Here is an 18746-nt window from a genome sequence, read left to right on the forward strand (position 1 = left end):
CCGCTCGATGGAAGGTTAGGCAGCTAGTCAGGCGGCGGAGATTCTGCGGATTCAGCTCCGCCTTTGGAGGACGAATGATCACGGCGCCACGCGCGCACGGCAACGACTAGAAACGCACTCATGTACCCGGCAGAAAGCAGGAGCAAATATATTCTCTTCTGATAATCGCTTCTACGAACGCGTCGCCCCTCCAGATCAGCCGCCTGCTCAAGCTTCTTCGCTTGCGCCATCTGGGCGAACACAGTCGTTCTGAGGCCGAAGGCGGTCAGTTGCCGCGCGAGTTTGCGGTCCGGATCGCTTCGTACTTGTTCAAGAATTGAAGAAGCCGTCTGCAGGTCGCCTGCTTGAATGGCGACTAATACTCGCTCTCGGGGAATCAGGAGTTGGTCCATTGCCGCCAAGTCCTCGCGAAACTTTGCAATCATCGCATCAGCGTCTGGCTCACCCACTTGCAGCGAGTCGAATACTGACGTCAAGGCATCAATGCCGCCGCGAGTCTCGGCAATCAGGCGTCTGGCCTCAGCGACGGTCGAGGGGGAAATTGGTCGGGCAGTCGGAACCGACTCGATTTCTGAGCGAAAGAACGATGCGGCTCGGATATTCGCGTCGACGACCATCTCTATCGTCTTTGGGACCATATCGAGCTTTGCGGCGATTTGAGCGTAGCGCGTCGCGACCGCGCTGTCTTGAGCCACGAGCGCATTCTGTTGTGGTAAGTCCAAAATGGTATGCGCGGTAAAGGCGCTCGCAGCGAGGAAGACGGTCCACCCTGCGGCCCAGACCGGGCGTCGACTTCGGTGTTCGACGAACTGATCAACGTCTCTGACGGGGTCTGACATGGTGTGGTCCGAGGAGCGGCCGAACGCTCCGCATCACCGTGCCGCGTAGTTTGCGGCTACGGTGCATGCGGCGAGTTGGGTCGCGAGTCGAAGGCAACCAGGCAGCTTGACTTTACGCATAGTACGATTCGCTAGGTCCTATTTTTGACCCACTCGTCTATGGCGCTCCTCGCCTTCGCAATTGCCTCTTGTTCAGTCCTACCCCAAAACTCCTTATTCCACGGATCGTCTGGGTGCATGTGGTAGCTCGAAGGCACGATAGCCTTCGCGCCGAAGTGATTATCTCCGACCGGGGGTTTGATAGGGTACGTAGTGATCTCGTACGGTGGAACGTTATCCTCTTTCATGTTCGATACCATCCTCGACACCATCATCTGTGACGAAAACCAAGCAACCCGGCCATGCGCAGTTCCCACACTCCGGTAGTCACGACCGCCGCGTTTCAGCGGCTGTCACGCAACGCGCGTTTTCCGTCTCAATCAGAGACGGCAGAAGAGACGTCAAGCGACGCGTTCCTTTGGATCATCTTGGCTCAATGTAGGGAAGTACGTTTGAATTTATCCACATGGTAGTAAGTCTCCCTGTAGTAGGTGATTGGGCTTCTGCCGTTACCCAGCCTGTATTTGACACTTCTGTGACTCTGAAGGCCATCGCGCCGGAAGTGTATGTCTTGCCCACCTGAAGAAACGACGGAGGTGGTGCAGCCTCAACTGTGCTATCAGAAGAGTTATTGAAGTTCGTGGCGCAGTTGAGAGCTAGTAGCAGTGCAACTAGCACAAGCATCACTCTCACAAATCTATCAATTTTCATCTCGAGCCTCCTTTCTTTTTATCGCTCGAAGCGACCCAACGGCCTGCGGTTGAGCGGCCGCGCTTTTCAGCGGTCCGCTCCAACCGCTTGTTAGCCGGGCCCGGCATCGTCTACCAGAGGTGCGGAATAAGACGCTTCGTCCGTGCCGTGTAAGCAGCGTATTCGTTGCCAAATTGCTGGGCCATCATTCTCTCTTCCGCGCCGAGACGAAGTGCAATGAGGACCGCGAACGCGACCGAGTTCGAGAGACCTGCCACCCAGTTCGGGATAACGAGGGCCTGGCCGACGGAGTAGAGGGCCAACGCCGAGTACATCGGGTGGCGGACCCCGCGATAAACGCCTTGCGTGATAAGTCGATGCCCCTCGCGTACCTCCAAAGTGATCGACCAATTCGTACCGAGATCAGCGTGCGACCGATAGAAGAGCCAGAGGCCGATCACGAAGCACATCACGCCAGCAACGAGCGGGCCGGTGCGCAGCGGGTACTCAGCGAACCAGAACGCTGGTGACGCGACCCAGATCAGAGGGATGAAGAATCCCACCCACGCGAGAACCAAGAGGCCGGTCTCCAGCGGGGTCTTGAGGCTCTTCGCGACCTTGACACTGCGACTTCGGTGGCCATGCGGCGCGCGAATAGCCATCATCACCACTGTGGCTACGAGTACGACAGCTTTCGCGATCCACGGATTCATTGCCAATCACCTTTCTCTTTCACCCAGCCGACTGCGATGTCGTCAAGTGCGTCTGTCCGGCTAACGTTTGAGTTCACCGGCCGCCGGAGGCGTTCCGGTGGAACGAACGGTTAGGCGACAAACGCGAACCTGTAGTTGACGCTGTCTTCGCTCGCTCGGGCCAGAAAGGCAGCGCCGAGTTGCGTGAGCGCGTACTCGCCCAGCGTGGGCTGAGCTAGCCCGAGGAGACAGAGAAATCTAAGCCGGTAGGTCAGGTTGGTCTCAAACGGTAAGCCATTCGGCTCCTGGCGCTGGCGCATGGCTTCGACGACTGGATACAGCTGCCCCTCTGTTTGCTTAGATCCGGCCTGCCGAAGCGCGAGCAAAATGCGCACGCAATTCGTCGTAACAGCGTGCTTGCTAAGTTGGTCGTATGTCTTGTCAACGACTTCCCGAGCTTTGGCCGTTGGTTCCCGTTTTCCCGCGAGCTCAAGCAGCTTTCCTATGAGCGTTCCTGAGGCAGTGACGATGGCAGCGGCAATTGCTGGCTCGATCATGGGGTATCTCCTTGTCGCCTAGGGTTTCTAAGACAGTGACTATGCCAGTGGCGATTGCTGGCTTGGTCACGGCGAATTTCCTTGTCGCCTAACGCCCCGCGTAACCGGGCGCGCGCCGAACACTGGATGAACCATGAGAAACCCGCTGCGCGCGCTCCGGTTCACGCGATTGTTAGGCGCGTTGTTGTTATCTTGCACCAAAGTTGAAGTGAAAGTGGTTCAAGTAATTCATGTTGGAAATGGAAGAGCCTCAATCTGTTGCAGTGCATTCGGATGATTCTTCTTTGCTTTATACTCCTTCGTCGTGGAGAAGTCCTCGCTACCAATGACGTTAAGTGACAAAGCAGTCAATACTCCGGTAGCCGCTGCACCCTTGGCTATGAGTCCAACCCCGCGCCAGACCTTGTTAATATCTTCTGTCTCGATAGTGAATGTACTGGTTTCCACTAGAAGCCAGCCGGCATCCATAAGAGCTGAAATCAGTTTATGCCGAGCGTTATTGTTGTGTGGCTTTCCCCAGTCCATAGTGATCAGGGCTCTATATTTCATGTTTACCTTCTCCTTTTCCGAGTTCTTCTTATCATAGCCAAGCGCAAGCGCCTAACGCCTGAATTAAGCCGCGCCGCGAAGCGGCGTCGGCTTGAATGAGTTGTTAGGGCGCACAGTCACGGAGAACTGAGCACTATGCGCTCTAATACCGACAACCGATCTAGCAACTGCTGCTGCGTGTCAGCGGCCACCCAGACCTGTGTGGGTAACAAAGCTAGAGGGTGACCAGCTCCGCGAGCTTGGCCGCGACGTTCGCCATCGGCTCTTCTGCAGTGCTCAGGCCACTTCGCGAGCCGAGCAAGGGACTGACTTCGCGGAGAGCTTCATAGGTCGTGTCGTGCACGATGGGAACGAGCAGATCACGCGCCAAGAGTGCCGAAAGCTCCTTGTCGGCGATACCTTCTCCTGCGAGGCGGCGCAGCAGCGCAGGGGTCACCAGCACGATCCCGACTCGCGACTTCGCCAGTCCCTTGTCGATTTCGCGGAGCAACGGCGTACCGAGGGCGACGTCCTTCTCGCTGAACCAGACCGAGACACCGCGCGACTCGAGCAGATCGTGAAGCTCCTTGGCGGCCCCGCTCCGGTCGTCCCACGCGTGGCAGAGAAAGACGTCCCGACGGTCAGGCAGGGACGCTCGATTCTCGACGCTGGTGCGGACCGGCGTGAGTGCCCGCACCTGTGCGTCCGTGTACACCACGGACGAACCTGCTCGCGACCAGCGGGGCCTTACGCTGCTACCGGACCCGCCGACGCTGCTCCGGCCGCCCCCGCTGCTCCCCGACGAGGAGTAGGACGGGGACGAGTACGACCCGTAGCTGCTGTAGCCGCTGTAGCGGCCATAGCGGCCACCACATGCGGGGCAGTCCGCTGCAGCGCTCGCTGTGCGATGGCCTCTTACTGGTGCTGTGCATCTTGCCATGTCGTCATCCTCCTATTTGTAATCGCTATTTCATCCACTCTTCTAGCCCTACTCCAAAGCGCCGCGCGATAGTAGGCCAGTAGGTCTGGAAGAGCAGCGAGGGGCATCCGATGCGCCCTAACATGAAGTAGCCGTACTAAAAGCGTGTTGAATAATACCGCCGTTAGTACTCCTATTCAAGACGCACCCTTCCACAGGATCAATCCGGACAACACTTCCGGTGGAGGCCCCCCGAGATAGGCTAACAATCAAGGCTAAGACTGCCCCGAGGCGAGCCGATCTTCGACTCCCAAGGCCCGGTCGAGACTAAGGGGCACGTTGACTATTCGATCAGCTTGCCCTTTTCCCCCGGCAGGAGCATTTGCCGATGAACCCACAACGGGGCGTTGCCGTTTGAGAGCAACCGATCGTGGAACTCTCGAAGAGAAAACTGTTCATTCCGATCGCGCCTGTAGTCGTCGCGAAGCTTCAGTATTGCAAGTTTGCCCACTGAATAAACCAGGTATGTCGGATCAAACGTGCCGCGTTCAGCTTCGATCCGCGACGGCGTCTCACCCATATAAGCGTTGTCCATGAAGAACCGCGTCGCTTGGTCCACAGTCATCCCGCCGGTGTGTTCTCGTATCCCCACCACGAACCGGCATAACCGCAGCAGCGCGCCCGCAAGCTGGCCCATCTTGATCTTCGGATCGCCTCCTCCGAACCCTTCGTCGATCATCATCTGTTCGGTGTAGTGAGCCCAGCCCTCGACAAAACTTGCAGGAGCAATCGACCAAAGCTTGCGCACCGGTGACGCGGTCTGCTTGAGGTACGTGCCCTGCACGAAGTGCCCGGGATACACCTCGTGAATCGAAGTCGTCCAGAGCTGCGGGTAGTTGATCGAGCCCAGATACTCTTCTCTTTGCTTCTCGGTCCATTTCGGATCGACGTCGGTGATCAGATAGCGCGCACGCAACGGGCGGCTCTCGAACGGACCGGGCGTCCACATGCTGGCCGTCGACCACCGCATGAAATCAGGCGTGGGCGCTACGACGGGCGGCTCGGAAGGTATCAGCGTTACGATCTCTTTCTCTTTGATGAATCGAGCCAATGCGTCGAGCTGTTTCTGCGCCTCTTCGACCAGAGTGCCGGCCTTCGGGTGATCGCGCTGCACGTCAGCCCACACCGCAAGCGAGTTGCGCTTCGGGTCTATCCGCGAAGCTGTTTTCTTGAACTCCTCCTGAGTCTTTGCGAGCTCACGCTCGGCGATCTTCAAAAGCTTATCGACCGGAACATCGATGCCTTCGTCGTACTTTAGCTTCGCTTCATAATTCTCTTTGCCGATTGCGAAGGTCGCTTTCAGGTCGGGTTTTATCCCTTCAAGGTGCTTGATGTACTTTGCGATCGCATCGGCGGCAGTCCTGGTGGAGTTCTTAAACTCGGATTGAAGCTTCGAGTCCTTGACCGAAGCAAACGCCCTGGGCAGATCGGTCTGAACGAAACTCAGCGTGCCTTTGAAGGTGTCGATCGCGATCTTCAAAAACACGGCAGGCGGCTGCCGCACGTTTGCGCGCGCGGAATCCAGCAAGCGCGGGACGAGCTTCTGTTTCGCAATCAGATGGCGAATTCGAGAGTCGGCGGGCGCGTATTCGAACATCGCAATCTGCAGCAGGGCGGTCGAGAGCACGTCGTTGTAGATCTGCGGGTTGCGCTCGTAGCTTTTGATCTGCTCGAGCTCGAGCAGACGAGCGTTGATGTTCGACGAAAGAATCTGGTAGTCGAATGTGTCTGACAGAGGTAGTTCGAGCGGCGGAATCTTTTCAAGACGCGACTGGAATGCCTTGATGGCGGAAATCTCGGCGGCGATAGCTCCGGCGCTGTAGTCTTCGAGGTGCCCGTCCCAAGCATGGATGCCGCTGGCCGCCGCGAGCGTAGGGTGGCGCGAGTGCAGATCCAACAGGTACTCGGCGACAAGCTTTGGAAACTTAGCAGCAGCCATTTCGCTTTTTGATTCTCTTGTTTGAGCCGCAGCTACCCGCGAAAAAAGAGACTTAGAACCAGGAAAATAACTTGCAAAAACCACTGAGCAAATCAGCAACGATATTGGGTAGTGTCCTAACTTTAATCTCTCTGCGCCACCTCTGCGTCCTCTGCGTCTCTGCGGTGAAGGGTTCTCGGCATTGGGGTTCACCGCAGACACGCAGAGGACGCAAAGGTCACGCAGAGAAGACAATGGAATTCCCTTCATCTAGGTTTCCAAAAGCTCCTTTGCTCGTTGCGTGGCTTTCACAACCGCCTTTATTAGAGTAACTCGCAGCCCACCATCTTCCAGCTCGAGAATCCCGTCAATCGTGCACCCAGCCGGCGTCGTCACCGTGTCTTTAAGCTTGGCCGGATGCTCGCCAGTTTCGAGCACCATCGAGCCCGCGCCGACCACGGTCTGCGCCGCAAGCACCGTTGCGATGTCGCGCGGCAGTCCGACTTTCACCCCGGCTTCGGCCAGCGACTCGATCACGATGTAAATGAATGCCGGCCCGCTCGCCGACAGCCCGGTGATCGCGTCCATATGCTTCTCATCGGCGACTACGGTACGGCCCACGGAATCGAAGATGAACTTCGCAAGCTCGAGGTGCTCACGCGAGGCATTCTTGCCGGGCGCTATGCCGGTCATTCCCTTCTTCAGCAGACAAGGCGTGTTCGGCATAGCGCGGATCACCGGAACCGGCGCAACCAGGTGCTTCTCAATAAACGCGGTGCTAACGGACGCCGCGACGGAGATCAAGAGTTGAGATGGCCTGAGACCTTCGCCGATCTCAGCCAAAACAACCGGAACGGTCTGGGGCTTGACGGCAAGGATGATTATGTCAGCAGTCGCGGTCGCAACTTTATTTGAAAGCGTGCCGGCTACGTTGAACCGCTCGCGCATGGAATCTAGCCGCTCCTGGTGCCCCGCCGTGATCCTTACGTTGGCGATGTTGATGACGCCGGCTTCAAGCAGACCCTTGATCAAGATTTCGCCAAGCTTTCCCGCGCCGACCACCGCGATCTTTTTGTCCTTTAACATTGATTTGTTCTCCGTTTGTTGCGCTTCGTTGCGATGATAGCAGTGAGCCCAAGTGAGTAGCCAGTGATTGCCCGTTATGCTAGGCTCGGTCAGTTGAGATAGACCACGGATTAGACAGGATGCGACGGATTCGCGCTGATCTGATCCGTGCGGCTCCGCTCAATCCGCGTAGCAACCGCGTGACTTCTTGTTCCTTAGCAAGTTTCTCTCTGCGTTCCCCAGCGTCCCCTGCGGTTAAGTCCGGTCAAAGATTGAACCGCGGAGGACGCAGAGGAACGCAGAGGTTTTGGTTGCGGCTTGAAAGCCTGCTCCGCGTGGTCCGTGGTCCATTACGACAAGCATGTCTGAAAATCGCGTTCGAGTCTGCGCCGTTATCACCGAAGCGACGATCGACGCCGCTCGTGCCTCGATCAAACGAGCGGCAAGCATCGCCGATATGATCGAGGTCAGGCTCGATTACCTGAGAGATTTTGACTTCTCCGATCGGGACGGTCTGCGCGCGCTGCTCGAAGACAAGCCGCTTCCGGCTATCATCACTTGCCGCGCGACCTCCGAAGGCGGGAATCAGCCCGTAGACGATCACGTGCGGCTGAGCTTACTGGTCGAAGGCGCGCGGCGCCTCGCCGACTACTGTGACATAGAAGCCGCTCATTACGAAGAAGCGGCAAAGCTCGCGCCGAACTTCTCGCGTCTCATAGTCTCCTACCATAACTTCGACAGAACCCCGGCGGACCTGGACGCGATCTACAATCGAGTAACGGCGCTTCCTGCCGCCGTGCATAAGATTGTGACGCAAGCCAACACCGTCAGCGACTCGCTGGCCATATTCAAGCTGCTCGACCGCGCACGAACTGAGGGGCGCGATCTCATAGCGCTTGCAATGGGAGCACCCGGCGTGATCACGCGTGTACTCGGGCCCGCGCGGGGGAGCTTCCTTACCTATTGCTCGCTTCGACACGGCAAAGAGAGCGCGCCGGGCCAGTCGAGTTGCGACGAGTTGATCCACGACTATCGCGTTCATCGCGTCTCGCACAGCACTTCGATAACAGGAATCATCGGCTCGCCTGTTGCGCACTCCGCTTCACCCGCGATGCACAATCGAGCATTCGCCGAGCTCGATCTCGACTTCGTTTATCTCCCCTTCGAGGTGGAAGACCTCGCCGAGTTTTTCCATCGCTTCATCAGACCGGCGACGCGCGAGATTGATTGGGATTTTCGCGGGCTGAGCGTAACCATCCCTCACAAGAGCGCCGTGATTCCGCTGCTCGACGAAGCTGACCGGGCGGCACGCGAGGTCGGCGCGGTAAACACAGTTGTCGTGCGCGAGGGGATGCTGACCGGCTACAACACTGATGTTCAAGGGGCGATGGAACCGCTCGAGAAGGTTTACGCGCTCGAAGGTGAGAGTTGTGCTGTGATTGGAGCGGGCGGCGCCGCGCGAGCTGTGATCTACGGGCTTGTCGAACGCGGCGCTCGGGTCGGCGTCTTCGCTCGCAACCCCGAGAAGGCGCGCGCTCTGCCCGAGGCATTTGGCGTTCTTGTTTCTCCAATTGAAGCACTCCAATCAAGTGATGCCCGCGTGGTAATCAATACGACTCCGGTTGGAATGCGCGGTCACAGTGAAGGCTCAAGCCCAGTTCCTGGAGCCTGGCTGCGCAGCCGCCGGATCGCTTACGACTTGGTTTACAATCCATTCGAAACCCGCTTCCTCGCCGACGCGCGAGCGGCAGGATGCCAAACGATCAGCGGGCTTGAAATGTTGGTGGCGCAGGCGGCGCTCCAGTTCGAGCTTTGGACCGGCAGGAAACCGCCGCTTGATGTTATGCGCGAGGCGGCGTTGGCAAAGATCGCGTGAGGAGCAGACGGCCTCCGCTAGGAGGGTCATGTTCATAGAAGCGTGAGAGGATGCACGCGCCCTCCGCTAGGAGGGCCATGTTCATAGAGGCGCGAGAGGATGCAGTACCCTCCGCTAGGAGGGCCATGTTTATAGAAGCGCGAGAGGATACGCACCCTCTGCTAGAAGGCCATGTTTATAGAGGCGCGAGAGGATGTACGCGCCCTCCGCTAGGAGGGCCTGGCCCTCCTAGCGGAGGGCGACCACCAACTGCGTTGGTGGGACTGCACCTGAATAGTCGCGTGTCAATGCGCTTTTTCAGCAGCATGCTAGGATTGCGGCGTTAGAAGTGATATCCTTCACTCGCTCAGATCTAAGGCATCACCCGAATTTGTGGTAACGGGCAACGGCCAGTCCTACTCGCTGGAGAACCCAGATGCGAAGTCTCCCACGCCTAGTGATTTTTCTCGCGCTTCTGTTCGGCATAGAATCTTTGACGCAGTCTGTATCACTTGCTCAAGACGCAAAGGGCACGGGCACAATCACGGGCCGTGTCTTACTCGATGGCAAGCCCGCACAGCGTGTCATCGTGCTGGCTACCCCATCAGTCACGGATCCCGCCAGAATGGTCGAGCAAATGCTAAAGCCGGCCGCGTCGCTCAAGGCGGCGACCGATTCCGACGGCCGTTACCGTTTCGAAGCCTTGCCTGCCGGGAAGTACAACATAATGCCGTCCGCACCAACATTAGTGAGCGCCGAACCAGGTGCGTTCGCGAAAGAATTGAATGTAACCGAAGGCGCGGCCATCGAGGGCATCGACTTCTCATTGTCACGCGGCGGCGTCATGACCGGAAAGATCACCGATAGCGAGGGGCGGCCGGTTATTACTGAAGAAATCTCCTTGAAGTTGGTCGCGGGCACAAAGGCGGCCGACTCGTACTCGGGGCAAGGAGGCCGGATGTACTACACGGACGACCGCGGCGTCTATCGAATCTACGCTCTAGCGCCCGGGCGGTACATAGTGAGCGCCGGCGGTTCTCAAGACTCGATGAGTTTCCTAGCCAAACGGCCGAAAAGAGTTCAGACCTACTATCCGGGAGTCACCGATGAATCGCGGTCAAAACCCGTTGAGGTGATCGCCGGGGCGGAAGCCTCAGGTGTGGACATTAAGGTTGGCATGGCGGACAAGGGGTTTAGCGTGAACGGCCGCGTCCTTATTGCGGAGACAGGCGCACCGATCGCCAATGCGATGGTTGCCTACACGACCAGACCCAGTGAGGGCAGCCTGGAACAGAGCAATCGCGAAGACTCCTTCTCTGTTCCCGGCGGGATCACGACTACGAACGCCAAGGGTGAGTTTCGCCTCGATTCCGTGGAGCCAGGCAACTACAAATTGGAAGTCCAATCCATGGGCGCATTGACTGGCACCAGCACCAATGATTTCTACGCCGACCCGGTCAACTTCGAAGTTCAATCGGGCAATATCGATAAGCTCGTGATCAAGGTTCATCTCGGCGCAAGCATCAGCGGCGTCGTGGGGTTCGAAAGCCCCGCCGCCGAAGCTTTCGACACCTCGACTCCATTTATGCTGATTGCCGTCCCGGATGAGCGGACGAAGTCCACGGCGTCGGGCATGGCCCGAGTTGCGGCCGACGGCAGCTTTAGGATCGGCGGGCTCAAAGCCGGCAAGATAAATATCCGGTCGCTTCCATATGGCGCCCAGAAGTTTTCAGTCGTTCGGATCGAACGCAACGGTGTAGAGCAATTCGACGGACTAGATATTCAGCCAAACGAGCAGATCACCGGAGTGAGAGTAGTCGTGGTTCAGGCCAATTGCATCCTGCACGGTAGGGTTACCATTCAAGGGGGCACTCTCACGCCCGACTCAGAGATCTCAGTGTGGGCGCGTCCGCTGAACAGCACCATCAATGATTCGCATCGAACCTTTCCGGTAGACGCGAAGGGAAATTTCGTCATCGAAGGTCTGGCGCCGGGTGATTATGAGGTCGAGGCCAGCGTGTCCTCGCAAGGCTCGGGAACCGGGCGCAGGGTCTCGGCTAAGCAGCAGGTGACATTGACGCCTGGCACCCCGGCACAAACGAGCCTCATTCTCGATCTAGGAGCGAAAGGTCCCGACAAATGAACGCTCTGTCACAGAATCCGCCCGGGACGAATTGCCGAAACTTTACGATGCATAAGATTGCTTTAGGAATTATTCTATCTACCTTATTCGTATCGGCGATCGCCAATGCCCAGCAACCGCAATCAGAGAAGCCTGCGGCGGGCGATCGCCGGGTGGCGCAGCAACCAGCGACCGCGCAGGAGAAAAAACCCCAGGCGGGCGGGTCGATCAAGGGCCGCGTGATCGGAGAAGGAAACCGGCCGGTTGCTGATGCTTCGATCATGGCTTTTCCTGCAAACATGGCTTCCAACCCGCAAGCGATGATGACCACGTTCTTCCGGCCGGTCACCTCCGACGCGGATGGAAAGTTCGAGTTGAGCGGTCTTCAATGGGGCGCCTACAAAATCTCTGCAAGCGCTCCCGGATACGTTCTGTCCGACTCCGACTCGAAGCCGTACTATCGACCCGGCGAGAGTATCACGCTCACTCTGGCAAAAGGCGGCGTGATTACCGGCCGGGTGACCAACTTAACGGGCGATGCCGTAGTCGGAGCCGTCGTGCGTGCGATCAAAGTGCGAGAAGCTGATAACAAACCGGTGCGGGTACGCCGAGACATGGCCTCCGAATTCACCGGCACGATCGCTTCGCTGCTTGGACCGTACAAGACCGACGACCGCGGCATATACCGCATCTACGGTCTCGAGGCAGGTTATTATCAGGTTGCCGCGGGCGGCCGGCGCGGGCAAGGCACCGGTGTGAACTACTCAGAGGCTCTGTCCTCACCGCGCGGTGGAGCCTACGACGGCGACGCGCCGACTTACTTTCCCTCGAGCACGATCGACACTGCGGCCGAGGTCACGGTGCGAGCCGGGGACGAAGCCACCAACATTGACATCCGGTATCGCGATAACCGAGGTCACTCGGTGAGCGGCGCCGTATCGCGTTCTAAGGAATCGGGTGAGGACGGAATCTCGGTGATGCTGACTCGGGCAAGCAACGGAATAGTTGAAGCGACAACCTACGTGCTTGCGCCGCTGAAAGAAAAAGGTTTTGCTTTCGACGCTCTCCTCGACGGTGAATATTTCGTGACTGCAATGGCCGGATCGGGCTCTATGATGGGCGGCGGTGACGGGATGAATGTATCGGTGTCACCGTCACGGCCAGTGACGGTGAGCGGCGCCGACGTCACCGGCGTTGAGCTTGCGCTCGAGCCTCTTGCTTCAATGGCCGGCCGCGCCTTGATCGAGCCGATAAGCGCCGCGCAGAAAGCGGAATGCAAAGCTAACAGGCCGGCCCGGCTCGAAGAACTCGTCATCAGCGCGCGAGACGAAGGCAGCAAGAAGCCCGAGGATCAATCTCTATCATTGCTCTCCATGTTTAAAGACACTTCTCCCAACGAGAAGGGCGAGTTCACCGTTGGCTTTCTCCGGCCGGGTGTTCATCGATTGGATCTGCAGCTTCCCGGAGACAGTGTTTACATAAGAACCGTCACGCTTCCTCCGCTGACTCCCGATGGCAAGCCCGTCGATGCCGCAAAGAGCGGGGTTACGCTGAAGTCCGGCGACAAGGTGAAGGGGCTGGTAGTCACGATGAGCGAAGGAGCCGCGGGTTTGCGAGGAAAGGTCGTCACCGGCGAAGAAAACAAGCCGCCGTCCGCGAAGATGAGAGTGCACCTTGTGCCTGCCGAACCAGAAGCCGCTGACAATATCCTGCGTTACTTCGAGGCCGAAGTAGCAGCAGACGGCAACTTCGCGTTTGCCAACATCGCACCCGGCAAATACCGGCTCGTAGCGCGAGAGCTCTCCGACCAGGAACTAACCGAAGCAGATCACAAGCCGCTAGCCTGGGACGCGGGCGGGCGAACCTCTCTCAAGTTTGAAGGCGAAGCATCTAAGAAAACAATCGAGCTCAGTCAATGCCAGCGGGTCACAGATTTCGTCGTGAGCTACACACCTCTAATAAAGCCGTCCAAACCCGTTAGGAAAGCAAACTAGTGACTTGAACAGTCGTTTCGCTAGCCATTAATTGGGTACGAAATCCGTGCGAACCGTCAAATCAGCGTCATCCGTGGTCTATGAGTTCGCAAGGATCGCATTGGCCAGCACGCCGCATAGACCACGGATGACACTGATTCGACCGATTTGCGCGGATACCGATTCACGCCCCGCAAGTTGCAACCGTGCTTGACACCCGACCGCCAGTCGAACTAATGAGTACCTGGAAGTTATGTCTCTAGAGTGGAGGAAAAGAAGATGGCTGTTGAAGTGGGCGATATGGCTCCTGACTTCGAGCTCGCGTCTCATTTAGGTGAGGGCAAGAAGGTCAGGCTATCCGACGTCCGTGGCAAGAAGAACGTATTCATTGCCTTCTATCCGCTGGCCTGGACCTCGGTTTGAACAACGCAGATGCCCTCGTATGAGGCTGATCTCAGCCGCTTCCAGGGCTACGATACCCAGGTCCTGGGTATATCAGTCGATTCGGTTCCCTGCAACGCCGCATGGGCCAAGAGCCTCGGTAGCATCACCTACGATCTTCTTTCAGACTTCGAGCCAAAGGGCGAGGTCGCGCGAAAGTTCGGAGCGTATCGCGCGGAAGGCTACTCCGAACGCGCGCTGTTCGTCATCGATAAGCAAGGCAAGATCGTCTACAAGGACATCCACGAGATAGGCGAGCAGCCGGATATCAACGAGATCTTTAACGTACTGCGCAAGCTCGATTGATCAAGTGAACGGTTGGGATCGCGAGTCCGAAGTTCAGAGTTCAACCTTTAGGTTGCTGGTAGAGATTGGGCAGGCTAAAGCCTGAACTCTAAACTTGTGCGTATGCCGGCCGTGAGCCGTGGGTGCGGGCACAGGCGCTAGCGCCGGCTTAATTCGATCTTGTCTCGCTCTTCTGTTCGTGTAGTTTCTTCAGCAGCTCGCCTATCTTTTCCGACAGCTCCTCACCTCTAAGACCGGCTGCCTTAATCACGCCGTCTTGATCGATCAGCACCGTGTGTGGGATCGCGTACACGCCGTACAACTGCGAGACCTTGTTCCGCCATCCAAGCCCGTCGTAGTACTGCAGCCAGGTGATGCCCTCTTCTTTCATGTAGGCGTCGAACTCCGGGCGATTTGAGTCGAGATTGATCCCTATCATAACGAACTGCTCGCCACCGAACTTCTTCAAGATGGTTTTGATTTCGGGTATATCCCGCCGGCAAGGCAAGCACCAGCTTGCCCAAAAATCGAGGAGCACAACCTTGCCCCGAAGCTTCTCGAGCGAAAGTTCCCCGCCGGTGTGAGACTTCACCGCAAAAGATGGCGCGACCCTGGCATCCACCATCTTCGTATTGGCGATGACCGCGCGTGCCTGGCTTGCATCGCTCGAGGCGGGATCAAGTTCGAGATATGTTTTCAGTGCGGCAACGCCCTCCTGTTCCTTACCGGCCTTGATCAGAGCGAAGCCCAGATTGTAATAAGCCTTGACCACTTTGCCCTTGCTCAACTCGATCGCGCGTTGAAGAGCAACCGCCGCTTGCTCGAACAACTCTTTCTCGTTTTGCAGATAAAGCACGACGCCCAGCACGTTGTACATCTCCGCTTCGTTTGGCGGCTTCAGCTCGGCGGCCTGACGAAAAGCAACGGCGGCTTCCTTCAGTCTCCCTAGCTGAAGATTGATCTGCCCGATGGACTGAAAGCATTCCGCGCATTTGTCATCGCGAAGTGCCGCGGCTCTACGCAACTCGGTAATCGCCTCCTCGACGCGGCCCTGCCGCACAAGCAGACGGCCGTCGGTGAGCGCCTTTTGGAAGTCATCGCTTTGCTCCGGGGCCGGCTTTGTCGAGGCTTCTTGAGCTAAGGCCGGCTGGTTGACCGCGCTCGTGGCCGCCAATGCGATCATCGAGAAAAATAAGATCGCGCGAGTTAACTTTCTCACAGACTGCTCCTCAGTCGCTCGGACACATTCGCACGTCGCGACTTTCTCAGAGAGAATTCTCAAAGCAAAAGCCGCAGGCCGACGCCATGCCGTATTTCTGACGCCAGGCTGATTCAATTCAGTTTAAGCTCAACACCACGACTCGCCGGATGTGCAGAGTCCAGCTTGCTCACCACCAGCGCCAAACCGGCCCCACGTGACGCTTGGCTCGGCATCGAAAAGAACACCAATCCCTGACGCGACTGCCCCGCCTCAACCGGCGCCTTGACGTCGAGCGCGTACGCCGAGAAAGCCTCCAAAGATTCTTTGTACCCCGCCTTGCTGTAGGCTGAGATTTCATAGTAGGAGACCAGCCGCTTGAATGCTTGACGCTCGTTCATTGCTTTGAAGCTGCGGCCTTCCGCCGCGCGCATTTCGAAACGGGCGTTCTTAAGATCGACGCTCTCGCGGCCGGAGTTCGTGATCATTACTCGCACGGGCAAGACTCCGGCTAGAAGCAAATTCGCATCGAAGGTGTCATACAAGAAGTCTTCGTCGGTTACCGCCTGTGCCTGAATGCCGATGCTACCTGCCGAAGCTTTCGCCGCGTAACTCGCCGGCGGCAGTTCCGGCTGCGTTCGAACATTGAACGGCTTACCGCAACCGAAAGACGGCGCCGTAAACAAAACCAAGGCGCAGCCGCCCATCAGCCGAAGCAAAGATTGCCGCGGTGAATACCATTCAACGGATGTAGATGACATCACGCTGATGCTAAGCCAGCAACAACATGGGTGTCAACTTGCGGCTTTTCAGAGGGCTATGCTAACGTCACTTCTTTCTGTAGACAGCGCGTTTCGCGTGCTATGTGACCCGTCCTCGAGGCTGTTCAGGAGACACTTCGGGAGAAGAGACCAGGGCTTTGAAGTCAGGCCGTAATTTGCACGCTCTGAGTTTTCTTGGCAAGATGATGATCACTTCGTACAAGGGCATCACTCCGCGGATATCCGATAGCGCCTTCGTCGCCGAGGGCGCGCAAATAATCGGTGACGTTCACATTGGTGCGCACTCGAGCGTCTGGTTCAACTGTGTGCTGCGCGGCGATTGCTACTACATCCGAATCGGCGAGAACACTAACATCCAGGACAACACAGTTGTTCACGTGACGCAGGGACGGTTCGCGGCCGTTATCGGAAGCTATGTGACAGTGGGGCATTCGGCGGTGCTTCACGGGTGCACGGTGAAGGATCGCTGTCTGATCGGAATCGGAGCGATAGTGCTGGACGATGTGACCATCGGCGAAGAGTCGTTCATAGCCGCCAGTTCGCTGATCACGCCTGGAACGGTCATACCGCCGCGTTCAATGGTGATGGGCGCGCCGGCAAAGGTTCGGCGGCAAGTGACCGACGAAGAAGTGGCACGGATCGATGAACACTGGCAGCATTATGTCGAGTACAAGAATCAGTACGTGGCGGGAGCGAAGAATTGAAAATTGAGAATTGAAAAATGAAAATTGCAAATTGAAGGGGAACGGAAGTCATTGACGCCGGACGAATTATCTGAACGACTGATCAACTTTGCGGCGCGCGTTGGCAAGGTCGTCGATGCGCTCCCCGACACGCGAATGGGACGTCACATTGCCGGACAATTTGTGCGGTGCGGCACCTCGCCAGCACCGAGAGAGAAAAAATTGAAAATTGAGAATTGAAAAATGAAAATTGCAAATTGTGAACTCATTGAGGCAAGTAGTGACACCCGACGAACTTTCTGAGCGCTTGATTAACTTCGCCGCGCGTGTCGGCAAGGTGGTAGACGCACTGCCTGATACGCGAATGGGACGTCACATTGCCGGACAATTTGTGCGGTGCGGCACCTCACCCGCCCCGAACTACGAAGAAGCCTGCGCCGCCGAGAGTCGCGCCGACTTCATTCACAAACTCGGAATCTGCTTGAAGGAATTGCGAGAGTCGCGGTGCTGGATTCGTCTGATTATCAAGACGGAACTTCTTCCAGAGCACCGGATGAACGAATTGTTGGATGAAGCCAACGAGCTCTGCAACATAACCGGTCAGTCGATTGTTACGGCGAAGGAGAACAGAGATAAGAAGCGCTAGATCCGCAATTTTTCAATTTTCAATTCTCAATTCTCAATTTTCAATGTTGGGATTTTGGCAAGCTCCATGATCGCAAAAGTACGCGGAACACAGGATCTTCTGCCTGCGCGGTTCACCGAAAAGGTCGACGCGCAGATCGAGCGCTGGGACCTCATCGAGCGCACGGCGCGCGAGGCGTTTCGCCGCTTCGGCTTCGAGGAGATTCGCACGCCGATGATCGAGAAGACCGAGTTGTTCGAGCGTGGGATCGGAACCGAGACCGATGTGAACAAGGAGATGTACACCTTCGAGGACCGCGATGGTGAGCGAGTCTCACTTCGACCAGAGTCAACCGCTTCGGCTGTTCGAGCTTACATCGAACACGGGATGTTCAACCAACCCGGGCTTGTGAAGCTTTTCTACATCGGCCCGCAGTTTCGGCGCGAGCGCCCGCAAAAAGGCCGCTATCGCCAATTTGGGCAGATCGGCGTCGAGGTGCTCGGCCAGAGCGACGACCCCGCGATCGAAGCGGAGGTGATCGAGATGCTCGACTGGTATTTGAAGCGGCTTCAAATCACCGGCACTGAGCTGCTGGTGAACTCGATCGGCGACGAGAACTGCCGGCCGGCTTACATTGAGCAGCTAAAGGAAGCGATTGGCCGGCAGCTACCGCTGCTGTGTGGAAGCTGCAATCAGCGGTACGAGACCAACCCGTTGCGAGTGCTCGACTGCAAAATAGAATCGTGCCAGCCTTACTTGAAAGAGCTTCCGGCCATCACCGACTCGCTGTGCGATCCTTGCCGCGCGCACTTCGACCAGTTCAAGGAGCTTCTCGATTCGCGCGGTATCACGTACACAGTCTCGCCGAGGCTAGTGCGGGGGCTCGACTATTACATGCGCACGGCGTTCGAGATCATCGGCAATCGGCTTGGCTCACAGAACACAATTGTAGGAGGCGGCCGCTATGACGGCCTGTCACAGATGCTGGGCGGGCCGCCTGCCAAGGGATTCGGCTTCGCGTTCGGCGTCGAGCGGATGATAATGAGTTTGCCGGAGGACAGCGCCGATCTCCCGAAGCGGGTCCCTACGCTGTTCGTCGCCTACATTGGCGAACGAGCGCGAAGATACTCATTCACGCTGGCCGCCAGGTTGCGGGAAGCCGGCATCAGCACCGTCGTAGATCTGGAGGGGCGCAAGCTAAAGAAATCGCTGGCGATCGCAAACACGCTGGCGGCGCGATACGCGTTGATAGTCGGAGACGACGAGATCGATAAAGGCACATACGTGCTTCGCGATATGACTACGGGCGAGCAGAGGAATCTGGGAGAGCAGGATCTGATTGACACCTTAACAAAGTGATGCGTGATGCGTGACGATCGTGTTCGGTCACGTATCACGCATCACTCATCAATTTT

General features: G+C 57.3%; 17 protein-coding genes. 7 read left to right on the forward strand and 10 right to left on the reverse strand.

The features are described from left to right. Positions 1-23: 23 nt before the first annotated feature. The 8 genes from AABO57_17595 to proC all read right to left on the reverse strand — a co-directional run bounded on the left by AABO57_17595 (position 24) and on the right by proC (position 7388). Positions 24-839, reverse strand: coding sequence for a hypothetical protein (locus AABO57_17595; GenBank protein ID MEK6287560.1), 816 nt, complete (start codon positions 837-839; stop codon positions 24-26). Between the two features lie 522 nt (positions 840-1361). Continuing rightward, complete coding sequence (locus tag AABO57_17600) at positions 1362-1649, reverse strand: hypothetical protein (GenBank protein MEK6287561.1); 288 nt, start codon at positions 1647-1649, stop codon at positions 1362-1364. A gap of 110 nt (positions 1650-1759) precedes the next feature. Further along, positions 1760-2341 (reverse strand): protein-S-isoprenylcysteine O-methyltransferase, encoded by a 582-nt coding sequence (locus AABO57_17605; GenBank protein ID MEK6287562.1) that lies wholly within the window; start codon positions 2339-2341, stop codon positions 1760-1762. A 110-nt stretch (positions 2342-2451) separates the two neighbouring features. Then, positions 2452-2877, reverse strand: coding sequence for a hypothetical protein (locus AABO57_17610; GenBank protein ID MEK6287563.1), 426 nt, complete (start codon positions 2875-2877; stop codon positions 2452-2454). Between the two features lie 228 nt (positions 2878-3105). Further along, positions 3106-3426, reverse strand: a complete 321-nt coding sequence (locus AABO57_17615) for a hypothetical protein (GenBank protein MEK6287564.1) — start codon at positions 3424-3426, stop codon at positions 3106-3108. A 214-nt stretch (positions 3427-3640) separates the two neighbouring features. Further along, complete coding sequence (locus tag AABO57_17620; protein ID MEK6287565.1) at positions 3641-4345, reverse strand: toll/interleukin-1 receptor domain-containing protein; 705 nt, start codon at positions 4343-4345, stop codon at positions 3641-3643. 322 nt (positions 4346-4667) lie between these two features. Beyond that, the gene (locus tag AABO57_17625; protein MEK6287566.1) at positions 4668-6323 is read right to left on the reverse strand and encodes a DUF885 domain-containing protein; all 1656 of its coding nucleotides are present in this window, start codon (positions 6321-6323) and stop codon (positions 4668-4670) included. A gap of 249 nt (positions 6324-6572) precedes the next feature. Next, positions 6573-7388, reverse strand: coding sequence for a pyrroline-5-carboxylate reductase (gene proC / locus AABO57_17630; protein MEK6287567.1), 816 nt, complete (start codon positions 7386-7388; stop codon positions 6573-6575). Positions 7389-7728: 340 nt separating this feature from the next. On the opposite strand from proC, the gene AABO57_17635 reads away from it, so the two are divergent. From AABO57_17635 to AABO57_17650, 4 genes are all read left to right on the forward strand, one after another. After that, on the forward strand, positions 7729-9243 hold the full coding sequence (locus tag AABO57_17635) for a shikimate dehydrogenase (GenBank protein ID MEK6287568.1): 1515 nt from the start codon (positions 7729-7731) through the stop codon (positions 9241-9243). A 415-nt stretch (positions 9244-9658) separates the two neighbouring features. Next, positions 9659-11365 (forward strand): carboxypeptidase-like regulatory domain-containing protein, encoded by a 1707-nt coding sequence (locus tag AABO57_17640; GenBank protein ID MEK6287569.1) that lies wholly within the window; start codon positions 9659-9661, stop codon positions 11363-11365. 47 nt (positions 11366-11412) lie between these two features. Then, on the forward strand, positions 11413-13338 hold the full coding sequence (locus AABO57_17645) for a carboxypeptidase regulatory-like domain-containing protein (GenBank protein MEK6287570.1): 1926 nt from the start codon (positions 11413-11415) through the stop codon (positions 13336-13338). Positions 13339-13617: 279 nt separating this feature from the next. Then, positions 13618-14064: a redoxin domain-containing protein gene (locus AABO57_17650; GenBank protein ID MEK6287571.1), complete on the forward strand. Its 447-nt coding sequence runs from the start codon at positions 13618-13620 to the stop codon at positions 14062-14064. 148 nt (positions 14065-14212) lie between these two features. Here AABO57_17650 and AABO57_17655 read toward each other — a convergent pair whose 3' ends face one another. Further along, on the reverse strand, positions 14213-15262 hold the full coding sequence (locus AABO57_17655) for a redoxin domain-containing protein (GenBank protein ID MEK6287572.1): 1050 nt from the start codon (positions 15260-15262) through the stop codon (positions 14213-14215). 113 nt (positions 15263-15375) lie between these two features. After that, on the reverse strand, positions 15376-16002 hold the full coding sequence (locus AABO57_17660; protein ID MEK6287573.1) for a hypothetical protein: 627 nt from the start codon (positions 16000-16002) through the stop codon (positions 15376-15378). Between the two features lie 158 nt (positions 16003-16160). Between AABO57_17660 and AABO57_17665 the strand changes: the two genes are divergently transcribed. From AABO57_17665 to hisS, 3 genes are all read left to right on the forward strand, one after another. Next, positions 16161-16727, forward strand: a complete 567-nt coding sequence (locus AABO57_17665; GenBank protein MEK6287574.1) for a gamma carbonic anhydrase family protein — start codon at positions 16161-16163, stop codon at positions 16725-16727. A 259-nt stretch (positions 16728-16986) separates the two neighbouring features. Beyond that, the gene (locus tag AABO57_17670; protein ID MEK6287575.1) at positions 16987-17352 is read left to right on the forward strand and encodes a four helix bundle protein; all 366 of its coding nucleotides are present in this window, start codon (positions 16987-16989) and stop codon (positions 17350-17352) included. A 66-nt stretch (positions 17353-17418) separates the two neighbouring features. Continuing rightward, the gene (gene hisS / locus AABO57_17675; protein ID MEK6287576.1) at positions 17419-18690 is read left to right on the forward strand and encodes a histidine--tRNA ligase; all 1272 of its coding nucleotides are present in this window, start codon (positions 17419-17421) and stop codon (positions 18688-18690) included. Positions 18691-18746: the final 56 nt, after the last annotated feature.

The sequence above is a fragment of the Acidobacteriota bacterium genome, from assembly GCA_038040445.1.
GTDB classification, from domain to species: Bacteria; Acidobacteriota; Blastocatellia; order UBA7656; family UBA7656; genus Onstottus_A; species Onstottus_A frigus.